Source organism: Enterobacter cloacae complex sp. P27C (assembly GCF_014895705.1).
GTDB classification, from domain to species: domain Bacteria; phylum Pseudomonadota; class Gammaproteobacteria; order Enterobacterales; family Enterobacteriaceae; genus Enterobacter; species Enterobacter bugandensis.
Genome location: NZ_JADBQB010000002.1, coordinates 259,071 through 283,370 on the forward strand (window position 1 = coordinate 259,071; position 24,300 = coordinate 283,370).

21 protein-coding genes are annotated in these 24,300 nt (G+C 59.5%); 10 read left to right on the plus strand and 11 right to left on the minus strand.

The annotated features are described in order from the left end of the window. Window positions 1-29 precede the first annotated feature (29 nt). Genes entF through fes form a run of 3 tightly spaced genes read right to left on the minus strand, consistent with a single transcriptional unit; the run spans window position 30 to window position 5,306 of the window. Window positions 30-3,887: an enterobactin non-ribosomal peptide synthetase EntF gene (gene entF, locus IM291_RS04705; protein WP_192971428.1), complete on the minus strand. Its 3,858-nt coding sequence runs from the start codon at window positions 3,885-3,887 to the stop codon at window positions 30-32. Beyond that, the gene (locus IM291_RS04710; RefSeq protein ID WP_192971429.1) at window positions 3,884-4,096 is read right to left on the minus strand and encodes an MbtH family NRPS accessory protein; all 213 of its coding nucleotides are present in this window, start codon (window positions 4,094-4,096) and stop codon (window positions 3,884-3,886) included. The genes entF and IM291_RS04710 overlap by 4 nt, the downstream gene beginning before the upstream one ends. A gap of 10 nt (window positions 4,097-4,106) precedes the next feature. Further along, window positions 4,107-5,306 (minus strand): enterochelin esterase, encoded by a 1,200-nt coding sequence (fes, locus tag IM291_RS04715; RefSeq protein ID WP_192971430.1) that lies wholly within the window; start codon window positions 5,304-5,306, stop codon window positions 4,107-4,109. 145 nt (window positions 5,307-5,451) lie between these two features. Here fes and IM291_RS04720 point away from each other — a divergent pair, with 145 nt between their 5' ends. Both IM291_RS04720 and entD read left to right on the plus strand, forming a co-directional pair. Next, entirely contained in the window at window positions 5,452-7,692 is a 2,241-nt protein-coding gene (locus IM291_RS04720) for a TonB-dependent siderophore receptor (protein ID WP_060573696.1), read from the plus strand. An 81-nt stretch (window positions 7,693-7,773) separates the two neighbouring features. Continuing rightward, window positions 7,774-8,463, plus strand: coding sequence for an enterobactin synthase subunit EntD (entD, locus tag IM291_RS04725; RefSeq protein WP_192971431.1), 690 nt, complete (start codon window positions 7,774-7,776; stop codon window positions 8,461-8,463). Here entD and IM291_RS04730 read toward each other — a convergent pair. The 7 genes from IM291_RS04730 to betT form a co-directional block, all read right to left on the minus strand. Then, a complete protein-coding gene (locus IM291_RS04730) occupies window positions 8,399-9,238 on the minus strand; it encodes a metal ABC transporter permease (RefSeq protein WP_192971432.1) in 840 nt (279 codons plus the stop codon). The genes entD and IM291_RS04730 overlap by 65 nt on opposite strands. Beyond that, window positions 9,235-10,083, minus strand: a complete 849-nt coding sequence (gene sitC / locus IM291_RS04735) for an iron/manganese ABC transporter permease subunit SitC (protein ID WP_048998924.1) — start codon at window positions 10,081-10,083, stop codon at window positions 9,235-9,237. Before sitC ends, IM291_RS04730 begins: the two co-directional genes overlap by 4 nt. Then, window positions 10,080-10,886 (minus strand): iron/manganese ABC transporter ATP-binding protein SitB, encoded by an 807-nt coding sequence (gene sitB, locus IM291_RS04740; protein WP_192971433.1) that lies wholly within the window; start codon window positions 10,884-10,886, stop codon window positions 10,080-10,082. Before sitB ends, sitC begins: the two co-directional genes overlap by 4 nt. 2 nt (window positions 10,887-10,888) lie before the next feature. Then, a complete protein-coding gene (locus IM291_RS04745; RefSeq protein WP_047362700.1) occupies window positions 10,889-11,800 on the minus strand; it encodes a metal ABC transporter substrate-binding protein in 912 nt (303 codons plus the stop codon). A gap of 203 nt (window positions 11,801-12,003) precedes the next feature. Then, window positions 12,004-12,288 (minus strand): NadS family protein, encoded by a 285-nt coding sequence (nadS, locus tag IM291_RS04750; RefSeq protein WP_041910964.1) that lies wholly within the window; start codon window positions 12,286-12,288, stop codon window positions 12,004-12,006. Between the two features lie 2 nt (window positions 12,289-12,290). After that, window positions 12,291-12,677 carry a type II toxin-antitoxin system RelE/ParE family toxin gene (locus IM291_RS04755; protein ID WP_041912044.1) on the minus strand — a complete coding sequence of 129 codons (387 nt, stop codon included), beginning with the start codon at window positions 12,675-12,677 and terminating at the stop codon, window positions 12,291-12,293. Between the two features lie 138 nt (window positions 12,678-12,815). Beyond that, the gene (betT, locus tag IM291_RS04760; RefSeq protein WP_049138743.1) at window positions 12,816-14,849 is read right to left on the minus strand and encodes a choline BCCT transporter BetT; all 2,034 of its coding nucleotides are present in this window, start codon (window positions 14,847-14,849) and stop codon (window positions 12,816-12,818) included. Between the two features lie 128 nt (window positions 14,850-14,977). On the opposite strand from betT, the gene betI reads away from it, so the two are divergent. From betI to IM291_RS04800, 8 genes are all read left to right on the plus strand, one after another. Then, window positions 14,978-15,565, plus strand: a complete 588-nt coding sequence (betI, locus tag IM291_RS04765) for a transcriptional regulator BetI (protein ID WP_023334836.1) — start codon at window positions 14,978-14,980, stop codon at window positions 15,563-15,565. Window positions 15,566-15,578: 13 nt separating this feature from the next. Next, entirely contained in the window at window positions 15,579-17,051 is a 1,473-nt protein-coding gene (betB, locus tag IM291_RS04770; protein WP_192971434.1) for a betaine-aldehyde dehydrogenase, read from the plus strand. 13 nt (window positions 17,052-17,064) lie between these two features. Next, a complete protein-coding gene (gene betA / locus IM291_RS04775; protein ID WP_192971435.1) occupies window positions 17,065-18,729 on the plus strand; it encodes a choline dehydrogenase in 1,665 nt (554 codons plus the stop codon). Window positions 18,730-18,877: 148 nt separating this feature from the next. Beyond that, a complete protein-coding gene (locus tag IM291_RS04780) occupies window positions 18,878-19,441 on the plus strand; it encodes a fasciclin domain-containing protein (protein WP_049138747.1) in 564 nt (187 codons plus the stop codon). Between the two features lie 43 nt (window positions 19,442-19,484). Then, entirely contained in the window at window positions 19,485-20,039 is a 555-nt protein-coding gene (locus tag IM291_RS04785) for an RNA polymerase sigma factor (protein ID WP_192971436.1), read from the plus strand. After that, window positions 20,036-20,683: an anti-sigma factor domain-containing protein gene (locus tag IM291_RS04790; protein ID WP_028012274.1), complete on the plus strand. Its 648-nt coding sequence runs from the start codon at window positions 20,036-20,038 to the stop codon at window positions 20,681-20,683. The genes IM291_RS04785 and IM291_RS04790 overlap by 4 nt, the downstream gene beginning before the upstream one ends. A gap of 273 nt (window positions 20,684-20,956) precedes the next feature. Beyond that, on the plus strand, window positions 20,957-21,697 hold the full coding sequence (locus tag IM291_RS04795; protein ID WP_028012273.1) for an SDR family oxidoreductase: 741 nt from the start codon (window positions 20,957-20,959) through the stop codon (window positions 21,695-21,697). Window positions 21,698-21,730: 33 nt separating this feature from the next. Then, the gene (locus IM291_RS04800; RefSeq protein WP_192971437.1) at window positions 21,731-23,425 is read left to right on the plus strand and encodes a thiamine pyrophosphate-binding protein; all 1,695 of its coding nucleotides are present in this window, start codon (window positions 21,731-21,733) and stop codon (window positions 23,423-23,425) included. A 32-nt stretch (window positions 23,426-23,457) separates the two neighbouring features. Here IM291_RS04800 and IM291_RS04805 read toward each other — a convergent pair whose 3' ends face one another. Then, on the minus strand, window positions 23,458-24,156 hold the full coding sequence (locus IM291_RS04805; protein ID WP_048998934.1) for a GNAT family N-acetyltransferase: 699 nt from the start codon (window positions 24,154-24,156) through the stop codon (window positions 23,458-23,460). Window positions 24,157-24,300 lie beyond the last annotated feature (144 nt).

Consider the following 24,300-nt stretch of genomic DNA (forward strand, 5'->3'; position numbering starts at 1 on the left):
GGTAAGCACAGCGCCACCGGGCATTTGCACTATCCTAAAATTTCCTTCAGTACCGGCCCAATCTTTTCAAACGCCTGCGGTGAAATGATATCCACGTGGGCGCAGTCCTGGCTGTAGACCTCCAGCTCGCCCACCCACGACGCCCAGGCCGTATGCGGATCCATCGTTCGCGTGCGTTCGGCAACAAACAGCGTCGCTTTACCGTCAAAGCGTGAACTGTGCGCGGTGGTGAGCAACCGCACCGCGTCCGCGTAGTTGCCTTCAATGGTGTTAAACAATTCGCTGGAGCCCTGGCCCTGCTGAGCGGCGATAAACGCCTGACGCTCGCGCTCGATCTCCGCCAGCACTTCCGGGTCAAGGCCGTTTGCCTCTTTCTCCGCCCAGTTCTGGGTTTCCGGCGGCCAGGTATCCAGCAGGCCGAGGAACGCCACCGCTTCACCCTGCTCGCGCAGGCGGGCCGCAATGCCCTGCGCCAGCGTGCCGCCGAGGGAATAACCGAACAGGTAATAAGGCCCGTGCGGCTGCTGCTTACGCAACGTTTTCAGGTGATGTTCGATCACCCCATCGAGATCCGCGCACTGCTGCATCGGGCCGTTTGGCCGCGGCGACTGAATGCCGACGATGGACCAGCGCGGGCTGAGGTAGCGCGCCAGGACGCTAAACTGCCAGGCAAAGCCGGACGCCGGATGGAAGCAGAACAGCGTCGGGCCGTTGCTTTCACGCAGCGGCAAAAGGGTTTCATACCCCAGACGCTGCGCCTGTTCGTCGCTCAGTTGCGAGTCCAGCAGCGCGCTGAGCTTGCCGACCGTCGAGGCGACCATAATCTGCCCCGGCGTGACCTTGCGGCTGAACGCACGGCCGAGCTGAGCCGCGAGGCGCATCGCCAGCAGCGAGTGGCCGCCAAGGGCAAAGAAGTCGGCATCGATATCGTTCACTTCGCAGCCCAGCAGCGCAGAAAACGCCTGCGCCACGGCGGCTTCGGTTTGCGTCTCGGGTGCGCGACCGGAGGTTTTGCTGGTCAGCTCCGGCAGCGGCAGCGCCTTGCGATCCAGCTTGCCGTTGGCGCTCAGCGGCAGCGCGCTGATTTGCAGCAGCACCACCGGCACCATATGCGGCGGCAGCTGTGCCCTGAGCGAGTCCAGCAGCGCGTCGCGATCCAGCGGTAAACCGGATTCCGAGACCACATACCCCACCAGCTGGCGGGCATCGCCGCCCGTTGCCGCAGCCTGATTAAACACGCACGCATGCGCCACGGCCTGGGCCACGTCAGGCAATGACAGCATCGCCCGGTCGATTTCGCCCAGCTCAATGCGCTGACCGCGGATTTTCAGCTGGTCATCGCTGCGGCCCAGATATTCCACCGCCCCGTTGTCCAGCCAGCGGGCGACGTCTCCGGTGCGATACATCCGCTCGCCTGGGGCAAACGGATCGGCAATAAAGCGGCTGGCGGTGAGGTCGGGCCGTCCCAGATACCCCTGTGCCAGCTGAATGCCGGTGAGATACAGATCGCCCGCCACGCCGAACGGCACCGGGCGCATCATCGCGTCCAGAATGCGCAGCGCCGTATTCCACACCGGGAAGCCGATCGGCACGCTGTTGCCCTCCACTGCCGCCAGCTCCGGGCCGTACGCCGGATACCAGCTCACGTCCACCGCCGCTTCGGTTGGGCCGTAGAGGTTATGCAGCGGTACATGAGTGAGCTGCTCCCATTCGCGGCACAGCGCCGTTGGCAGCGCCTCGCCGCTACAGAACACCTGCTTCAGCGTCCTGCAACAGTCGACGTTTTCCGGCGTCAGCGAGGCAACAAATGCCGCAAGCATTGAGGGCACGAAGTGGGTGGTGGTTACGCCATATTCTGCGAAGAAGCTCTGCATCGCCTGCGGATCGCGGTGCGCGTCCGGCTCGGCCATCACCAGCTTTGCCCCGGCGATAAACGGCCACCAGAACTCCCACACCGACACGTCAAAGCTGCACGGCGTTTTCTGCGCCACGACGTCATGCGCCTGAAGTGGATAATGATCCTGCATCCACTTCAGGCGGTTAACGATGGCGGTATGCCCCACCATCACCCCTTTCGGGCGTCCCGTTGAACCTGAGGTAAAGATGATGTACGCGGTCTGCTCCGGCTTCGCCAGACGCAGAGGTTCAGCGCCTGCGGTCGGCAATAGCATGTTGTAACTAAGCGAAGGTATCGGCAGATCGTTAAAGCGCGGAAGCTGCGCGTCGGTGGTAATGAGGAGCGACGGTTTCGCGTCCTCCAGCATCATCCGCAGACGATCGTCCGGGTAGCCGGTATCCAGCGGCAGCCAGGCGGCGCCGGCTTCAACAATCCCGTGCAGCGCCAGGGTCAGGAACACCGAACGCGGAAGCGCCACCGCCACGCTGTCGCCCGGCTTCACGCCGCGCGCGCGCAGCAGGTTTGCCAGCGCGACCACCTGCTCGCGCATCTGGCGGTAGTTCAGCTCAATATGGGCATCCGCCAGCGCGGGAGCGTCCGGCGTTTTGCTCGCCTGCTCCGCCACCAGATCCGCCAGCGTGGTGGAGGGCAGCGCCAGACCGGTATCGTTGATGCGCGCCAGACGGGCGTATTCCTGCTCTGATACGGTTTCCACGTCGCCACAGCGCAGGTCCGGGTTCGCGGCAAACTGCGCCAGCATCGCGTTCAGGCGCGAAACGTGGCGCTTCAGCGTCGCGTCGTCGTAACGCTGCCTGTTGGCGAGGATCTCAATGCTTAATCCGCCCTGCTCGTCCGGGAACAGCGCCAGCTCCAGATCGTTCACCGGGCCGGTCGCCAGCGTGTGGGTGATGGCCTCCACGCCGTCAATATCCAGCTGATAATCAAATACCTTCACGTTCAGCACCGGCCCAAACAAGGGTTCGTCCCCTGCGGCCCTCCCGCTGTCGCGCACGATCTGCTCGGCGTCGTAGCGCTGATGTCGGCGCATCTTTTTCAGCTGGTTCGCCAGGCGCAGCGCCAGCTCCGGCAGGCTCTCAAGCGGATTAATATTCACCGCCAGCGGCAGGACGTTAAGCACCGGGCCGGTTGCGGTCAGCGCGGCGGACCCCATGCGGCGCATAAAGATAAACCCGGCGGCGTAGTCCAGCCGTCCGGTGAGGCGGCCCAGCCACAGCGCCACCAGCGCAAGCGCCAGATCGGTACGCTGTGCCTGCCCGGCTGCCTGCGCCAGCTGGCTAAAGGCGCGAGCGTCCATTGCCATTTTCAGACGCAGAATGTCGGTAGTGGCGGCGCGTCCCGGTAGCGGCGCGGAGGAGAGCGAGACCGGAGGAGGAAGCTGTTTGCGCTGCTCCTCCCAGAAGGCACCGTCGCGCTGATACGCCTCGCTGTCTCGGTAGCGCTGATACTCGTCAACGACATCAGCGAACGGGGTAAACGGTGAGGCTGGGGTAGGTTCACCTTTCTTCCAGGCGGCGTAAATCGCGGCGATCTGGCGGGTAATTGCCGGGAAACTGAAGCCATCCACCACCAGATGGTGATAGCGCTGATACCAGTACCAGCGGTTGTCACCGACCTGAATCAGCTGATGAAAAGCGAGCGGCTGACCGCTGTCCACGCGCAGATCCTGGCTGAGATCGGCTTCCATCAGCGCCACGGCGGCGTCGTGAGAATCAACGCGAACGATGGACGGCCCCGGCAGGATCAGAGCCTCATCGACCCACTGCCAGACCTCGCCGTTATCTTCAGCGAAACGCGTGCGCAGAGTATCGGCCTGCATCATGCCCTCAGCGATGGCTTTAGCCAACAGCGGCGCGTCGATATTTCCTTTCAGCTCGGTGTAGTGCGCCACGCTCCAGGCGTTTGGCAGCGAGGAAAGCTGCTCTGCCATCCAGATACCCGGCTGGGCGGCGACGAGAGGAAGACGGTTCATGCGCGCTCCCCCGCAAAAGAGTACGGCTCAAGCGTCTGCCAGCGTTGCGCCAGCCACTGCTGGCACGCCTCCTGAAAGTGCGGTTCGCACACCACGCGCCAGCCCGCGGGCAACTCGCACTGCTGCGGCCACAGGCTGTACTGCCCCTGGTCATTTTGCAAAATGGCGAACTGTCCCTGCGGATTATCGAAAGGATTGCTGAATTCCATACAGACTCCGTTATTGAATGAGCGGCTGCCAGAGGGTCATCAGCCCCTGCGTCAGCCCACCGCGCCAGCAAAGCGCATCGTGTCCGCCGTCAACCTGACGCCAGATAACCGGTTGCTGAGTGTGTAGTTCGGCGAGGATCGCCTGGTTTGCGCGCAAGATAAGCGGCTCGTTGCGCCCGGCTTCAAGAAGGATGCGTAGCCCGCGAGGGGATATTTCGCCGGTTTTAAGTTGTTCGATTAACAGCCCGTCCTTCTGCCCGCCGCGGTGCGGCCACCAGTAGGATCCGGACTGGCTGAGCACGCAGCCAAAACGCTGCGGCCAGTGCAGTGCGGCATAAAGGGAGGAGAGACCGCCAAAGCTTTGCCCTGCGACCACCGTACGGTCGGCGCGGTCGCTAAACGGCGCGCGTTGCTGGACAAGGGGGAGAAGTTCTTCCTGCATCGCCAGCCAGAAGTCGGGATTGCACGGCAGCTCGCGGTTGCGATGCTCCATATCGATAACATCGATTAAGACGTAGACCGCAGGCGGCAGGTTGCGCCCGGCGGTGAGCGACGCCAGCGCAGGCCAGACGGGCATGCTTTCGGCCCAGAACTGCCCGTCGAGCAGCACCGCCAGCGGGCGTTCCCGGTCGTCCCCGCCGGTGGTGAAAATCCAGACGCGACGGCGATTTTTCAGGCGCGCGCTTTCCCACTCAATGCAAATGGGCGCGTTGAAGGGCGTATCGGGATGATTCCAGCCCGGCTGAACCGGCGCTTCCGGCATCTCCAGCGCGGAGACGGCATGGCCGCGCCCGCCGCGCCAGCTCTGCGGATTCAGCGGGTCTGAAACCGCGTGAGGCAGCAGCTTGCGCCAGCCTTCACGCAGCGCCATGCGTTCCGGCTGCTCGCCTTCAAACACGACGCTGGCAAAATCGTTTTCATTCACGGAAGGGATAAAACAGTAACTGCCGCGCCACTCGGGGCTGAACTCGCCCTGCCACTGCCAGACGTCGGTATCGGGAATGCGTTCGAGGGACTGCGGGCGGGCATTTTGATGGTGATCGGTCACGCCGGTGACGTAGAGCCAGACGCGTTTGATCGGTGACGTTGCTTGCGTTCCTGCCGGGTCACGCCACCAGAACGTGACGCGATAGTTTTCCTCATGACGTTGCCATTCCGGCCCGTTTTTCGACTGCCACCACGCTTCACTTCCGGTTGTTAACGCCGTCACCCTTATAACCCCATGTTTAGCAATATTTTTTGTTTCAGAGCAAATTTTATTGATAATATTATTGATAACTATTTGCATTTGCAATAGCGTATTGCCCGCGCTGTGGGAAGCGCGTTCATAAATAACCATAAAAGCGGGACGTACAATGAATAAGAAGATTCACTCTCTGGCCTTGCTGGTCAATTTAGGGATTTATGGCGTCGCGCTGCCCGCCATGGCAGACGACAACGCCGCCTCTGCGCAGCACGAAGACACCATGGTGATCACCGCCGCCGAGCAGAATTTGCAGGCGCCTGGCGTGTCGACCATCACCGCCGATGAGATCCGCAAAAACCCGCCCGCGCGGGACGTGGCGGAAATCATCCGCACCATGCCGGGCGTTAACCTGACCGGGAATTCCACCAGCGGCCAGCGCGGGAACAACCGTCAGATCGACATTCGCGGCATGGGCCCGGAAAACACCCTGATCCTGATCGACGGCAAACCCGTCACCAGCCGCAACTCCATCCGCCTGGGCTGGCGCGGCGAGCGTGACACCCGCGGCGATACCGGCTGGGTACCGCCGGAGATGATCGAGCGCATCGAGGTCATTCGAGGCCCGGCCGCCGCGCGCTACGGCAACGGCGCGGCGGGCGGCGTGGTGAATATCATCACCAAAAAGTTCGACGACCAGTGGCACGGCTCCTGGAACACCTACCTGAACGCGCCTGAACACAAGGATGAAGGTTCTACCAAGCGCACCAACTTCAGCCTGAGCGGCCCGCTGGGCGGCGACTTCAGCTTCCGCATGTTTGGTAACCTGGATAAGACTCAGGCCGACGCGTGGGACATCAACCAGGGCCACCAGTCTGAGCGTACCGGAGCCTACGCCAACACCCTGCCCGCGGGCCGCGAGGGTGTAGAGAACAAAGACATCAACGGCGTGGTGCGCTGGGACTTCGCGCCGATGCAGTCGCTGGAGTTTGAAGCGGGCTACAGCCGCCAGAACAACCTCTATGCGGGTGACACGCAAAACACCAACAACGACAACGCGTTGGTGAAGAAGAACTACGGCAAAGAGACGAACCGTATTTATCGCCAGAACTTCGCCGTGACCTGGAACGGCGGCTGGGACAACGGCATTACCACCAGCAACTGGGCGCAGTACGAACACACCCGCAACTCCCGTCTGGGCGAAGGGCTGGCGGGCGGTCTGGAAGGTCTGTTCAACAGCAATAAATTCACCGACACCGATCTGGCCGACGTGATGCTGCACAGCGAAATTAACCTGCCGATTGATTTCATTGTGAACCAGAACCTGACGCTCGGCACCGAGTGGAACCAGCAGCGGATGAAGGATTCGACCTCCTTCTCGCAAACCCAGCAGGGTGGCACCATCCCGGGCATGAGCGAAGACCGTAGCCCGTACACGTCAGCGGAGATCTTCTCCCTGTTCGCTGAGAACAACATGGAGCTGACCGACAGCACCATGCTGACCCCTGCCCTGCGCTTCGACCACCACACCATCGTGGGCAATAACTGGAGCCCGTCCCTGAACCTGTCGCAAGGTCTGGGGGATGACTTCACCCTGAAAATGGGGATCGCGCGCGCCTACAAAGCGCCAAGCCTGTACCAGACTAATCCGAACTACCTGTTGTACAGTAAAGGCCAGGGCTGCTACGCCAGTTCCGACGGCGTGGGCTGCTATATGATGGGTAACGACGATCTGAAAGCGGAAACCAGCATCAACAAAGAGATTGGCCTCGAGTGGAAACGCGACGGCTGGCTGGCGGGCGTGACCTGGTTCCGCAACGATTACCGCAACAAGATTGAAGCGGGCTACGCGCCGATTGGCCAGACCTCCACCGGTAAAGTCACCACCGATATCTACCAGTGGGAAAACGTGCCGAAGGCAGTGGTGGAAGGTCTGGAAGGCTCCCTGAACGTGCCGGTCAGCGACACCATCAACTGGACCAACAACATTACCTATATGCTCCAGAGCAAGAACAAGGAGACCGGCGACCGTCTGTCGATCATTCCTGAGTACACGCTGAACTCAACCCTGAGCTGGCAGGTGCACCAGGATGTGTCATTGCAGTCGACCTTCACCTGGTACGGCAAGCAGCAGCCGAAGAAGTACAACTACAAAGGTCAGCCGGTGACCGGGTCTGAAAAAGACGAGGTCAGCCCGTACAGCATCGTTGGCCTGAGCGCCACCTGGGACGTGACGAAAAACGTCAGCCTGACCGGCGGCGTGGACAACGTCTTCGACAAGCGCCAGTGGCGCGCGGGTAATGCCCAGACCACGGGGAACGCGACAACCGGCGCGTATATGTACGGTGCGGGTGCGTATACGTATAATGAACCGGGTCGCACCTGGTACATGAGCGTAAACACAAGATTCTGATAAAGGCAGTGACTTCCCCCTCTCCCTGTGGGAGAGGGTTGGGGTGAGGGCATCAGTCCGCACAATTCAGAGGGAAAAACCATGCACACCACCCACAGCACATTTTCTCTCGCCGGCCTCACCCTCCACCGCATCATCTTCGACCCCACCACCTTCACCGACGCCGATCTCCTCTGGCTCCCCCATCACGCCCAGCTCGCTGACGCCGGACGTAAACGCAAGGCCGACCATCTGGCAGGACGCATCGCCGCCGCGCACGCCTTGCCTGACCACACCGTTCCCGCCATCGGCCCCAGCGGGGAACCGCTCTGGCCGAACGGAATTTACGGCAGCATCACCCACAGCGGCACGGAGGCGATGGCTGTCGTCGCGCCTTACCCTGCGCTTATCGGTATCGATAGTGAAGCGATCCTCGCCGAAAATGAAGCAAGGGAAATCAAAGATGGCATTATAGATGCCCATGAAGAGCGTGTGCTTTCCCGCTCGGGTTACCCGTTCGCCCTCGCCCTGACGCTGGTTTTCAGCGCCAAAGAGAGCCTGTTTAAGGCTCTCTTTCCGCAGGTGCAGGCTTACATGGGGTTTGACAGCGCGCGCGTCACCCTGCTCGACGATAACACGCTTACGCTGGCATTGACCCGTCAACTGTCAGGCTTTAACGAAGGCACCGCCTTCACCCTGCACTGGCAACTGCGCGGCGAGCAGGCGATCACCCTGCTGTCACACGTTCCTGCCGACGCGCCTTCACGCTGGTCACCACAAACGTCACGATAAACACCACCGCGAACAGGACCACTATGGTCGGCGCGGGCGCGCTGTCGAGATAAAACGAGGCATACACGCCGATGACCGACACCAGTACTGATACCGCCACAGCCACCAGCAGCGCCATGTGAAAGCGTCGGGCGATCAGCACCGCCACCGCGCCGGGGGCAATCAGCAGCGAAATCGACAAAATAATCCCCACCGCCTTCAGCGTCGCCACGATGGTCAGCGACACCATGCACAGTAAGCCATAGTGCAGCCAGCGGGCGCGCAGGCCGCTCGCCTGCGCCTGCTGATAGTCAAAGCAGAACAGCAGGAAATCACGCCATTTCAGGCCAATCACCAGCGCAATCAGCCCCGCGACGAAACCGCTTTGCAGAATGTCCATCCCGTTAATGCCCAGCATATCGCCGAACAGAATGTGGTCGAGATGCACCTCAGGTTTAACGGCGATATAAAGGATCAGCCCCGCGCCGAACATCCCGGAAAAGACAATCCCCATCACCGTATCCTGCTTGATCCGGCTGTTGTCCTTGAGGTAGCCGGTGGCGACCGCGCAAAACAGACCGGCAACGAACGCGCCCAGCGCCAGCGGCAGGCCCATCACCCACGCCAGCACCACGCCGGGAAACACCGCGTGGCTCATGGCGTCGCCCATCAGCGCCCAGCCTTTCAGCACCAAAAAAACCGACAGCAGCGCGCAGGGCACGGCTACCAGAAGTGAAATCAGCAGCGCGTTGTTCATGAACGCAAACTGGAAGGGTTCAAGGAGCAGCGCCATCATGGGTGTGCCTCCTTCGCGCGACGACGGCTGGCGAGCAGCCCGTGCTTCGGCGCAAAGACGAACGCCAGCAGGAACAGCAGCGTCTGGGCGACCACAATAATGCCGCCGGTGGCGCCGTCCAGGTAATAGCTGGCCCACGCGCCGAGGAAGCTGGTGAGGCTGCCAATGGCGACGGCAATCATCAGCAGACGCGGGAAGCGGTCGGTCAGCAGCCACGCGGTTGCGCCGGGCGTAACCACCAGGCAAATCACCAGAAACGCGCCGACGGTTTGCAGCGCCGCCACGGTAGAGACCGCCAGCAGCGTGAAGAACAGGATCTTCAGGCGCTCAGGGCGCAGGCCGATGGCGCGGGCGTGGTTCTCATCAAAAAAGGTCACCATCAGATCTTTCCATTTGAACAGCAGGATAACCATCGACACCACGCCGATAATCGCCAGCTGGACGATATCCTCCGGCGCGATAGCCAGAATATTGCCGAGCACGATGGTCTGAATATTTACCGAGGTCGGGTTGAGCGAGACCATAAACAGCCCCAGCCCGAAAAAGGAGGAGAAGATCAGCCCGATAATGGCGTCCTCCTTCAGGCGGCTGCGCTGGTTGAGAAACAGCATACTACCCGCCGCCAGCCCGCCCGATAAAAACGCCCCCAGCGAGAAAGGCAGCCCGAGCATGTAAGCCCCCGCCACGCCCGGCACGATGGAGTGAGAGAGCGCATCGCCGATCAGCGACCAGCCTTTGAGCATCAGGTAGCAGGAGAGAAACGCGCAGAGCCCACCCACCATCGCCGAGACCCACATCGCGTTAAGCATGTACTCATAGCTGAAGGGTTCGAGAAGCGCGTTCATTTTGCCTCCTGCCGGTGCGTCACGAAGGGTCGCTCGTCGTCGGTGATAATGCGCTCTTCAGAACCGCTGAGCACCACGTGGCGCAGCACGCCGCTGAAGGCGCGCTCAAGGTTTTCGGCGGTGAAGGTGGTTTCCGTCGGGCCGCTCGCCAGCACGGTGCCTTTGACCATCACCGTGTAATCGCAAAACTCCGTGACCGAGCCTAAATTGTGGGTCGAGACCAGCATGGTTTTGCCCTCGTCGCGCAACTCGCGCAGCAGGCTGATGATTCTGGCTTCGGTTTTAACGTCCACGCCGGTAAACGGCTCGTCGAGCAGGATCACCTCGCCCTGCTGGGCAATCGCCCGCGCCAGAAAGACGCGCTTCTTTTGTCCGCCGGAGAGCTCGCCAATCTGCCGGTGGCGCAGCTCGAGCATATCCACGCGCATCAGGGCGTCGGTCACGATCTGCCGATCTTGCACTTTAGGCCGCCGCAGAAATCCCATATGCCCGTAGCGCCCCATCATCACCACGTCCTCGACCAGCACCGGAAACGACCAGTCGACCTCTTCCGACTGCGGCACGTAGGCGACCAGGTTCTGGCGCAGCGCCCGATGAGGCGGCAGCCCATTGAGGGTGATAGTGCCGCTCGCCGCCCGCACAAAGCCCATCACCGCCTTAAACAGCGTGGACTTGCCGGAGCCGTTCACCCCCACCAGCGCGGCAATCGATCCGCCGGGCACGCTGAACGACGCATTGCGTAGCGCCGTGTGGCCGTTGCGGTAGGTCACGGTCACGTCCGTGACGACAATCCCCTTCTGCATGGTCACTCCTTCATGCCGTCGCGAATGCCCTGCACCAGCGTGCGGGTGGTGACGTTCAGCAGGTCGATATAGGTCGGCACGGGGCCGTTTTCCGCACTCAGGGAGTCAACATACAGCACACCGCCGTAGTGGGCGCCGGTTTCCCGCGCCACCTGACGCGCCGGCTTATCGGAGACCGTGCTTTCGCTGAATACCGCCGGGATGCGATGTTTCTTCACCAGATCGATCACCTTGCGCACCTGCTGCGGCGTGCCCTGCCGATCGGCGTTGATCGGCCACAGGTAAAGTTCCTTCATGCCCAGATCCCGCGCAAGATAGGAGAAGGCGCCCTCGCTGGTCACCATCCAGCGTTTGTCTTCCGGGATCTCCGCCACCTGCTTGCGCAGCGGTTCGAGGGTCGCGACGATCTTCTGCTTGTAGGCCTCAGCGTTGCGTTGGTAGACCTGCGCGTTGGCCGGGTCGTACTTCACCAGCGCGTCGCGGATGTTATCAACGTAAATCAGCGCGTTGTCCGGCGACATCCACGCGTGCGGGTTAGGCTTGCCATCGTACGGCCCCTCGCTGATGCCCATCGGGGTGATGCCCTGGGTGACAATCACCTCCGGCACGCCGTTCAGGTGCTGATAAAAACGCTGGAACCACAGCTCCAGGTTCATGCCGTTCGCCAGGATCAGCTGCGCCTTTTGCGCGCGCTTGATATCCCCCGGCGTGGGCTGGTACTCGTGGATTTCAGCGCCCGGTTTGGTGATGGAGGTGACTTCCGCGGCATCCCCCGCCACGTTTTTCGCCATATCCGCGATGACGGTAAAGGTGGTGATGACCTGGAACTTTTCAGCCGCCAGCGCGCCCGTGCTGGTCGTAGCCGTGAGCAGCGCGCCGAGCAACAGACGCTTTAATCCTTGCAGTGGGTGCATCGCAGAAGTCTCCTGAGGTGGTGAAATTCAAAGCAAAATTAGCCCGTGCTATAAGGTATAGCACAGGCTATATTTAAATGAAAATGGTTATCATTAAAGTTATGTCAATGAAGGGCGGGCCTGACGGCGCTTCGCTTATCAGGTCTACGGAAAAGCAGTTTTGAAGGCCGGGTAAGCGCAGCGCCACCCGGCATAAGGGCGACTCACAGCCCGGCAAGTGCCTTGTAAAATGCAGGATTCTCCCTAATCACATTAAGTACCTTCGCCGCCAGCCCGGTTGGATTGCGGCGTTTGGACTCCCAGCTCTTTATCGTATCGACGCTCGTGCCAAGCGCCTTCGCCATTTCGCTTTGCGTGATATTGAGCTGCTCTCTGATGGCACGCACATCAGCAACTTCATAGCGGGTTACTCGGGAAGCGGCTTTTCTTCCGTTATGGATCTCAACGGCCTCTTCAAGCGAAGATTTTAATTCATTAAAAATACTCATTATCAGCCTCCACCTGCCTGATTGGGGTACATAGTACACCTCTCATTTACGGCACTGGAAGCAGTATTTTTCAGAATGGAAGTCAGCTTTTTAAGTTCTGCTTTCTCTGCCTCTGTCAGGCTGTCCTTTATGCATTTTGGATAGGCCATAATGAAATAGATCACCTCCTCCGTGGCCAGAAAGTAAATCACTCTGATACCCCCTCTCTTTCCCTTTGAGGCTGCCGCCATCCTTATTTTACGTAAACCACCCGTCTGCTGGATCAGGTCACCTTTATCAGGCCACGCAATAAGTTCCTTTTGCAGATCCTTTAATTCATCATCCGTAGCAATGCTTTTAATCTGTCGGGTAAAGAGTGATGTTTCGATAAACTCTATCGCATGACTCATCCATAGTTCCTTCCCTAAACGCAGCAAAAGCCCGAATGCTTCAACACCAGGCTCATGCTGCATGGTTACTCTTCCTTGAGTAATGCTGCGCCAAATAACTGTATTTATATACAGCCCAAAGGTATTTTAAGAATCCGTTTAGACATCCGGAAACATCACGCTATTCCCCGGCGCTTCCCTGTGCAGATGGATAAAGTTCAGGTGCCGTTCATACTGGTCCAGAATGTCCGTAATCACCTGCTCCTTGCTGTAATCCATCAGGTCATTCCCCTGGCTACCTTCCAGTAAGAAGGTTTCCAGCCGGTAGTAGGTTGATTTCCCGCTGCGCGCCCGGTAGGTAAAGCCGGGCACCGAGTACTGCTGCGGCCAGATCTGATAGACAAAGTTCTGCTCGTCGCCCATGTGCACCAGCAGATCCAGGTGCCCCAGGGTTTCGCCCTCCTCCGGCGGCAGGTTTTTCAGCTCCACGTACGCACCGCGCAGCTTCAGCTCCTGCGCCACCTCTTCCATCGCCGGGAAGCAGACCGTCTCCATCATCTGTTTGGTGTAGCGCGTGCCCGGGTAGTTCATCAGGCGCGACAGGCGTTTCTTCCAGCTCAGCCTGTCCTGGGCCCCCATTGGACGCGGCGCGGTGTCGCGGCTGGCGCTGACGCGTCGATAGTCTTCCACCTTGAGCGATTTATACAGCCCGGCCATCACGAAGAAGATCACAAAGCTGAACGGCAGCCCCATAATCACCGTGGTGTTCTGCAACGCCGAAATGCCGTTGGTCATCAGCATGCCGAGCGTCAGCAGGCCGATGGCGACCGACCAGAAGATGCGCAGCCAGTTCGGCGCATCGCTGTTGATGTCCTTCAGCTTCGAGGTGAAGTTCCCCAGCACCAGCGCGCCGGAATCCGCCGAGGTGACGTAAAACAGCAGGCCGGTGATGGTCGCCACGGAGGCGCTAAAGGTAAACGCCGGATACTGCGCCAGCAGGCTGTAGAATCCGCGCTCCGGGTGCGCCATCGCTTCCTGGGCAAAGGTTGCGTTGCCGTGGATGATCTCGTGCAGCGCGCTGTTGCCGAAAATCGACAGCCACAGCAGGGTAAAGGTGAACGGGATGATCAGGGTGCCCATCACAAACTGACGAATAGTGCGCCCGCGCGAAATACGCGCCAGGAACAGGCCAACAAATGGCGACCATGCGACCCACCACGCCCAGAAGAACAGGGTCCAGTTGTTCATCCACTCCACCGGGCGGTCAAAGGCGAAGCTGTTCAGCGTCATGCCCATGAAGCGGTTCACGTAGTCGCCCACGTTCAGCACCAGGGCGTTGAGCAGGAACGACGTGTCGCCCATAAACAGCACGAACAGGATCAGGCCCAGCGCCAGCGCCACGTTCAGCTCAGAGAGCACGCGGATGCCCTTATCCACGCCGGAGGTCACCGAAATGGTGGCGATAATCACCGAGAGCGCAATCAGCGCCGCTTTCGCCGCCATCGAATCCGGGATATCAAACAGCACGCTCAGCCCGTAGTTGAGCTGGACCACGCCAATGCCGAGCGTCGTCGCGATGCCGAAGATGGTGCCAATTACCGCCGCGATATCGACGCTGTGGCCAATCGGGCCGTTAATTCTTTTCCCGAAAATCGGGTAGAGCGCGGAGCGGATGGTGAGGGGCAAATTATAACGATAGCTAAAGTATCCGAGCGCCATCCCCATCAGGGCATACATCGACCAGCCCGTCAGGCCGTAGTGGAACAGCGTCCAGACCATCGCCTGACGCGCGGCCTCCATCGTCTGCCCTGCCCCTTCCGGCGGCTGCATATACTGCGTGACCGGCTCGGCTACCGAGAAGAACATCAGATCGATGCCGATGCCCGCGGCAAACAGCATCGCCGCCCAGCTCAGCAGGCTGAACTCGGGCTTGGACTGCTCTGGCCCGAGCTTCACCGAGCCGAAGCGCGAGCAGGCAATGCAGACCACGAAGACGATATAGAGCGTCGCCGCCAGCAGGTAGTACCAGCCGAAGGTCTTCGACACCCAGTTCAGGGTGCGGCCAATCCACTCGGCAGAAAAATCGTTAAAGAAAATGGTCGTCAGGGAAAACAACAAAATCAGCCCGGCGGACGTATAAAAAACGACCGGGTTGATTTTGTCTTTTTCTCTGTCTTGTGAAAGGTCTGTCATCCAGTATCCCCACTGTTTTTGTAACTATTGAAATCCAAAATCGCAACAATTAAGACACATTTTATATTGAACGTCCAATCAAAAACCGCTTTAATAGATTACCAACGCTGATGAATGGAGTGGCAAAAATGCCCAAAGTGGGGATGCAGCCGATCCGGCGCAGGCAGCTTATCGACGCCACGCTGGAAGCAATTAATGAAGTGGGCATGCATGACGCAACCATTGCGCAGATCGCCCGTCGGGCGGGCGTGTCCACGGGGATCATCAGCCACTATTTCAAAGATAAAAACGGCCTGCTGGAAGCGACTATGCGCGACATCACCGGCCAGCTGCGCGATGCGGTGTTAAGCCGCTTACGCGCCCTGCCGAACGGCAGCGCGGAGCAGCGTTTGCAGGCGATTGTCGGCGGCAATTTTGATGAAACCCAGGTCAGCGGCGCGGCGATGAAGGCCTGGCTGGCCTTCTGGGCGAGCAGCATGCATCAACCGATGCTCTACCGTTTGCAGCAGGTCAGCAGCCGCCGGTTGCTCTCAAATCTGGTGTACGAGTTCCGCCGCGAGCTGCCGCGTGAACAGGCTGAAGAGGCAGGCTACGGGCTCGCCGCGCTGATTGACGGGCTGTGGCTGCGCGCCGCACTCAGCGGCAAACCGCTGGACAAAACCCTCGCACAATCGCTCACCAGCCACTTTATCAGCCAGCATTTACCGACCGAATAACCGAGGAGGAAGCATGTCCCGAATGGCAGAACAGCAGCTTTATATCAATGGTGGTTATACATCCGCCACCAGCGGTCGCACCTTCGAGACCATCAACCCGGCCAACGGTGAAGTTCTGGCGAGCGTGCAGGCCGCCGGGCGCGAAGACGTGGACCGCGCCGTAGAGAGCGCAAAGCGCGGGCAAAAAATCTGGGCGGCGATGACCGCCATGGAGCGCTCGCGCATCCTGCGTCGCGCCGTCGACATCCTGCGCGAGCGCAACGACGCGCTGGCGAAGCTGGAGACCCTCGACACCGGTAAGGCGTTTTCTGAAACCTCGACCGTCGACATCGTCACCGGCGCGGACGTGCTGGAGTACTACGCGGGGCTGATCCCGGCGCTGGAAGGCAGCCAGATCCCGCTGCGCGACACCTCATTCGTCTACACGCGCCGCGAGCCGCTGGGCGTGGTGGCGGGCATCGGCGCGTGGAACTACCCGATCCAGATCGCCCTGTGGAAATCCGCCCCGGCGCTGGCGGCGGGCAACGCGATGATCTTCAAGCCGAGCGAAGTGACCCCGCTCACCGCCCTGAAGCTGGCGGAAATCTACACCGAGGCGGGCCTGCCGGACGGCGTGTTTAACGTCCTGCCGGGCGTGGGCGCGGAAACCGGCCAGTACCTGACCGAGCATCCGGGCATTGCCAAAGTCTCCTTCACCGGCGGCGTCACCAGCGGCAAAAAGGTGATGGCTAACGCCGCAGCCTCGTCCCTGAAGGAAGTGACGATGGAGCTGGGCGGCAAATCTCCGCTGATTGTGTTTGACGATGCGGATCTGGATCTCGCCGCAGACATCGCCATGATGGCCAACTTCTTCAGCTCCGGGCAGGTGTGCACCAACGGCACCCGCGTGTTCGTGCCTGCAAAATCTAAGGCCGCGTTTGAGCAGAAAATCGTTGAGCGCGTGGGCCGAATCCGCGCAGGCGATCTGTTCGATGAAAGCACCAACTTTGGCCCGATGGTCAGCTTCCCGCATCGCGACAGCGTGATGCGCTACATCGCCAAAGGCAAAGAAGAAGGCGCGCGCGTGCTGTGCGGGGGCGACGTGCTGAAGGGCGACGGGTTTGATAACGGCGCGTGGGTGGCCCCGACCGTGTTCACCGACTGCACCGACGAGATGACCATCGTGCGCGAAGAGATCTTCGGCCCGGTGATGTCCATCCTCACCTATGAAAGCGATGAAGAAGCCATTCGCCGCGCCAACGACACCGACTACGGTCTGGCGGCGGGCATCGTCACCGCCGATCTGAACCGCGCCCACAGCGCCATTCATCAGCTTGAAGCGGGCATCTGCTGGATCAACACCTGGGGTGAATCCGCCGCAGAGATGCCGGTCGGCGGCTACAAGCACTCCGGCATTGGCCGCGAGAACGGCGTGATGACGCTTCAGAGCTACACCCAGGTGAAGTCCATCCAGGTTGAGATGGGTAAATTCCAGTCCATATTTTAACCGGGAGGTTTATTTGCAATTTGACTACATTATTATCGGGGCCGGCTCTGCCGGCAACGTACTGGCTACACGACTGACTGAAGATCCGAACACCACCGTCCTGCTGCTTGAGGCGGGCGGGCCGGACTACCGCTTTGACTTCCGCACCCAGATGCCCGCCGCGCTGGCCTTCCCGCTCCAGGGCAAGCGCTACAACTGGGCGTATGAAACCGAGCCAGAACCCTTCATGAACAACCGCCGCATGGAGTGCGGACGCGGCAAAGGGCTGGGCGGCTCGTCATTGATCAACGGCATGTGCTACATCCGCGGTAACGCGATGGACCTCGACCACTGGGCGAAAGAGCCTGGCCTGGAGCACTGGAGCTACCTCAACTGCCTGCCCTACTACCGCAAGGCAGAGACCCGCGACGTGGGGCCGAACGACTACCACGGCGGCGACGGTCCGGTGAGCGTCACCACCTCTAAGCCGGGCGTAAACCCGCTGTTTGAAGCAATGGTGGAAGCAGGCGTGCAGGCGGGCTATCCGCGCACCGACGATCTCAACGGCTACCAGCAGGAAGGCTTCGGCCCGATGGACCGCACGGTCACGCCGCAGGGCCGACGCGCCAGCACCGCGCGCGGCTATCTGGATCAGGCGAAACCGCGCCCAAACCTGACTATCCGCACCCACGCCATGACCGATCGAATCCTCTTTGAGGGCAAGCGCGCGGTAGGCGTTGACTGGCTGGAAGGCGAAAGCACCATTCCGTCAAAAGCAACAGCGAATAAAGAAGTCCTCCTGTGCGCAGGCGCCATTGCGTCACCGCAGATCCTCCAGCGTTCCGGCGTGGGCAATGCTGAGCTGCTGAAGCAGTTCGATATCCCGCTGGTGCATGATTTACCCGGCGTGGGAGAAAACCTGCAGGATCATCTGGAGATGTACCTCCAGTATGAATGTAAAGAGCCGGTTTCCCTCTACCCTGCCCTGCAGTGGTGGAACCAGCCGAAGATTGGCGCGGAGTGGCTGTTTGGCGGCACCGGCGTGGGTGCGAGCAACCACTTCGAAGCAGGCGGATTTATCCGCAGCCGCGAGGAGTTCGAGTGGCCGAACATTCAGTACCACTTCCTGCCGGTAGCGATTAACTACAACGGCTCAAACGCGGTGAAGGAACACGGCTTCCAGTGCCACGTCGGCTCCATGCGCTCCCCGAGCCGTGGACACGTGCGCATTCAGTCGCGCGATCCGCACCAGCATCCGGCGATCCTGTTCAACTATATGTCCCACGAGCAGGACTGGCAGGAGTTCCGCGACGCGATCCGCATCACCCGCGAGATCATGCACCAGCCCGCGCTGGACAAATACCGCGGTCGTGAAATCAGCCCGGGCGTCGAATGCCAGACCGACGAACAGCTGGACGAGTTTGTGCGTAACCACGCCGAAACCGCGTTCCATCCGTGCGGCACCTGCAAAATGGGCTATGACGAGATGGCGGTGGTTGACGGTGAAGGCCGCGTTCACGGGCTGGAAGGATTACGCGTGGTGGATGCGTCGATCATGCCGCAGATTATTACCGGCAACCTGAACGCCACCACGATTATGATCGGTGAGAAAATTGCTGATGCGATTCGCGGGCGCGAGCCGCTGGCAAAAAGTACGGCCGCGTATTATGTGGCCAACGGGGCGCCGGTCAGACGCTGAGGATATTTCCCCTCCCCCTGGCCCTCTTCCATACGGGAGAGGGCTTCCCACCCAAAATTTATTTTTATTTTCCTGCATCCAGTTCATCCCCTCCCCTCGTATATGCATATGTGAGCAATCCCTTTGCTCCCTAAACCGAGGAAAGATGATGAAAAAGCTAACCCGTGTTGCACTCGTCACCAGCGCTTTACTCTTCTGTGCAGGCACATCAGCCGCCATGACGTCAGGCTCCGTGATGGTAGGCGGAGCGGAAATGTTCCCGAGCAAAAATATCGTTGAAAACGCCGTGAACTCGAAAGATCACACCACGCTGGTGGCCGCCGTCAAAGCGGCTGGACTGGTGGATACGCTTCAGAGCAAAGGGCCCTTCACCGTATTTGCGCCGACCAATGCGGCGTTTGCGAAATTGCCTGCCGGCACGGTCGAGAACCTGGTCAAACCCGAAAACAAAGCCACGCTCACCAGCATCCTCACCTATCACGTGGTCGCCGGTAATTACGATATGAAGGCGCTGGAGCAGAAAATTAAACAGGGCGGCGGACACGCGGAGCTGAAGACCGTTAACGGTCAGCCGCTGTGGATCATGAGCAACGGCCCGCACAACATTCAGCTTAAGGACGGTAAAGGCAATGTGGCGAACATTAGCACCTATGACGTTCATCAAAAAAACGGCGTGATCGATGTGATTGATACCGTCCTGATGCCTAAGTAGTTGTCTATACTTCGGAAGTGTGACGTTACCTTCCGGGAAAAACATGGATAACGCGCTGGCAGAACAGCAGCAGAAATTAATGCAGGCGGTCGCAAACGGCGATCGCCGCGCATTTGAACAACTCTATCGACTCACATCGCCACACCTGTTTGCCGTCGCGCTGCGCATGCTGCGCGACCGCGCGTGGGCAGAAGAGATCCTTCACGACTGTTTTATCACCGTCTGGAGTAAAGCCGAAACCTACAACGCTGCACTGAGCTCCCCGATGACCTGGCTTACGCATATTGTTCGCAATCGCTGTATTGACTGGCTGCGCAGCGGGCAAACCCGCGCTGCCGACCGCGAGTCGCCGTATAACGAAGCGCTTTTGCCCGGCGAAAACGATGAGCAGAATAACTGGCACGACGATGCGCAGGCAGAGCGGCTCAGGCATTGTCTCGAACATTTGAGCAGCGAGCAGCGCCAGAGCATTACGCTCGCCTACTATCAGGGAATGTCTCACAGAGACATTGCCGACTGGCTCCAGCAGCCTGTAGGCTCGGTGAAAAGCTGGATACGTCGGGCAATGGATCATCTTCGGGAGTGCGTGGGGTTATGAATGACGCAGAAAAACGCGACGACATGCTGGCAGCAGAGTATGCCCTCGGCACGCTGCGGGGAGGAGCGCGGCTTCAGTTCCAGAAAAGGGTCCTCCGTGAACCGGCTCTGGCCGCCCGCGTGGCGTACTGGCAGGACATGTTCAGCACGCTGGATAGTCATCTTGTGCCCGTCCCTCCACCCGAGACGGTGTGGAAAAGAATCGCCCTCGACCTGCCGCCCAAAAAGCCTTTACGCCAAAGTCGGCCTTATCTCGGCTGGATGGTTGCGGCCTCACTCGCCGCCCTGACGGTCGTTGCCTGGTATGCCACCCGAGCCCCGGAACTCGCTCCGCTGATGGTACTCAACGATGCCCAACAGCACGGGCAGTGGGTCGTCAGCGCGGACGCCAGCCGCCAGCACCTGAGCATTGCCCCGCTTCGACCGACAGCTGTCGCCGCGCAACACAGCCTGCAGCTTTGGCTGATCCCAGGCGGGCAGGCGCCGGTATCCATGGGGCTGCTGCATAACGACATCCCCACACGCGTCACCCTCAGGAACGCAACACTCCCTGCTGACGCCACGATAGCCATAAGCCTTGAACCAGAGGGCGGATCGCCTACCGGCCTCCCCACAGGTCCGGTGCTTTACAGTGGCAAACTGTAATCCTCAGGCCCTGTTTGCAGGGCCGCTATCGTTTCCCCCTTTTATTTATATAATATTCTCGGTTACCTATAAGAATTAAATATTAGGCCTGCAATTAATTTAATTATTAAAAAACGACATTGACAGACGCTTCCGTACTCCATTAAGTTTTAAACGAACATCATTTTATTCCCGATACAGAATATATCAAAAACCGCATTAATGAATTTGTCATTATTCATTAACGCTTCTCTGCCTTTTATTTTTTGCATCACTCAATAGCGAGATAAGATCATGAATATTAGTGCAAACAAGGTGGTTGTCATCACCGGTGCCAGCAGCGGTATTGGTCAGGCCATTGCCCTCCATTTAGCGAATAACGCGTTTTCGCTGGTGCTGGTGGCGCGCCGTCTGGACAGAATTAATGCCCTGGTGGATCAGATTATTCAACAGGGCGGCAAGGCGATTGCCGTAAAGGCTGACGTGACCCGTCAGGAAGAGGTGCAGCGCGCGATTGACGCTGCCGTTGCCGCATACCAGCGCGTGGATGTGGTGATCAATAACGCGGGCTTTATGGCTATCGCCCCCCTCAGCGAGCTGAAAACCGACGAATGGGACAAGATGATTGATACCAATCTGAAGGGCGTGCTGTACGGCATCGCTGCCGCGCTCCCGGTGTTCCAGCGTCAGGGCAGCGGGCATTTTATTAACGTTGCCTCCGTTGCGGGCATCAAGGTGCTGGCCCCTGGCGGCGTGGTGTATAGCGCCACGAAATTCGCCGTCCGCGCGCTGAGCGAAGGCTTACGTCAGGAGGCAGGTAAAACTATCCGCACGACGCTAATTTCGCCCGGTGCCGTCGAAAGCGAACTGCAATTCGGCAGTTCTGACGAAGAGAGTAAAAAATTTCTCCATGAGTTTTATAAGCAGGCTATTCCGGCTGACGCAATTGCCCGCGCGGTTTTATTTGCCATAGAACAGCCTGGCGACGTTGATATTAATGAAATTGTTGTGCGTCCAACGCAGGAAGAATTTTAGCCTGCGTTAAATAATGCTGAATGAGGTGTCATTATGATTAAATCATTAACGTCCTTATCAGATCTCAATATGCGAACGGGTGCCGATATTCTTCTTGAAGTGCTGGAGAGTGAAGGCGTGGAATATATTTTTGGCAACCCCGGCACCACCGAACTTCCGCTCATTGATGCCCTGCTTCGCCATGAAAATATTCACTATATTCTGGCGCTTCAGGAGAGCACCGTGGTGGCGATTGCCGACGGCTATGCGAAAGCCTCCGGCAAAACGGGCTTTATCAATTTGCATACCGCCAGCGGCCTGGGGCACGGCATGGGGAATCTCATTAATTCGCGGATTATGAAAACCCCGCTGGTGGTGACCGTTGGACAGCAGGATACGCGACACTACGTCCGCGACCCGCTTCTGTATGATGATATTGTTTCCATCGGCTCTCCGGTCATGAAGTGGGCGCAGGAGGTCACCAGCGCCGACCAGCTCCCGGTGCTGGTGCGCCGCGCGTTTCACGCTGCCAGCTATCCTCCTGGCGGCCCGGTGCTGCTCTCCCTGCCGATGAACTTGATGGAAGAGCTGAGCGACGCCGGGATACAGACGGCGTCGAGAGTAAACTACCACACCGTTGCGGGCTCGCTGGACGAGCTGGCGGAGGCGCTCAGCGAGATCGCGCCGGGCAGGATCATGATTGTGGCGGGCGATGAGGTACACTCCAGCGGCTCGACGCAGGAAATTGTCCAGCTGGCGGAAGCGCTCGGCGCCCACGTCTACGGCTCCTCCTGGCCGCTGAATTTGCCATTTCCCACCCAGCACGCGCTCTGGCGGGGCAATATGCCCACCACCGCCAGCGAAATCGCCAGCGTCATCAATGCCTACGATGCCGTATTTATCATCGGCGGCAGAAGCCTGATCACCATTCTCTACAGCGAAGGGGACGCGATTCCGGGCTCGTGCGCTGTCTACCAGCTCTCCGCCGACATGAACGAGCTGGGTCGCACCTATGCCACCCGGCTCTCGGTGATGGGGGATATCAAACTTTCCCTGAAGGCGCTCTTACCGCTGCTTGAGCAACGTCTGGTGGCAGGCAAACTGATCCATCAGCAGTTGCTTAAAACGGCACTCAGCGAACGTGAAAAAGAGTGGCAGCAGCAGGAAGAACGTCTGTCGGCAGAGCGGCTGCGCCCGCATATTTCGCCGATGGTCGCAGCCTTTGAAGTCATTAAAGCCATTCCGGCGGGTACCACCATCGTTGATGAGGCGATAGCGACCGCCAGGCATGTCCGCCGGTTCATCTCTGACCAGCAGCATCAGCGCTACTACTTTATGCGCGGCGGCGGACTGGGCTGGGGGATGCCTGCCTCCGTGGGGCATTCGCTGGGACGCGGGCGGGAGCCGGTGGTCTGCCTGATCGGCGACGGGGCCTCCCTGTACTCGCCGCAGGCGCTCTGGACGGCAGCACACGAAAATCTGCCGGTCACCTTTATCGTCATGAATAACAGGGAGTACAACATCCTGAAAAACTTTATGAAGAGCCAGGCCGACTACAGCTCCACGCAGTTGGGCCGTTTTATCGGGATGGATCTCGTGAACCCGCATATTGATTTTCAGTCGCTGGCCACCGCCATGGGCGTCCACTGCTGCCGGGTGACCGAGGCGGCGGATATCGCCGAAGCGGTAACGCGCGGCCTGCAGTCCGGAAAAACCAACCTGATTGAAATCGCGATTTCCGCGGATTAGCCGCGTGGTTGGGCTGTACCCTACATAAAAACTTATAACCGAAACGCCTCAAGACGCTTTATCTGCCGTCCTTCCTCGTCAAAATTCGCCGCCGCCAGCCAGGCGCGCAGCTCCGCGTCTCTTTGCGGCCATTCGCCATCAATAATAGAAAGCATATCGCTGTCGCGGTTGCGGCCTTTCCGCACCAGCCGCTGGCGTAAGCGCCCTTCCCAGACGAATCCAAGCCGCTCCGCGGCGCTGCGCGATGCGGTATTCATCGAGTCGCACTTCCACTCCAGCCGTCGGTATTTGTGGTCAAAGGCGTTTTTCAGCAGCAGCCACACCGCCTCGGTGCCGATGCGGGTGCCTTTCATCCTGCGCGACCAGGTGACGTGGCCGATCTCCACCGAGCCCTGAAAGCGCTCGATCGCCATATAGCTCACCAGCCCGACCGCCTTTTCAGTGCGTAAATCCATCACGGCGAAGGGCACCAGATCATCATCCATCACCTTTCCGGACACCCAGTGTGCGGTGGCTTCCACGCTTTCAGGCCGGGTGCTGGCAAGCCACGTCCAGTCGCTGTCGTCGCCCAGCGCGTAGGCCTCAAAGAGATCCGCCGCGTGACGCCCGGCGTCCAGCGGCTCAAGACGGCAATACTGGCCGGTCAGCGCCGTGCGGGTTAATACCTGCGCGCACTTCCAGTCCGGGACGAGATCGTTAACGGTTTGACCATATTGATTGATTTCGGGCACGGGGGTGACTCCCTGAAAGGTAAGGATTTTGTTATAGCAGGTTAAAAGGGCGGCGAAAAGAGAGGCGTTTAATAACCAGGCCGCATGCGATATATCCGCATGGCATAAGCAAAGCAGAATTTCGACTTTGAAGAAATGTGGAGT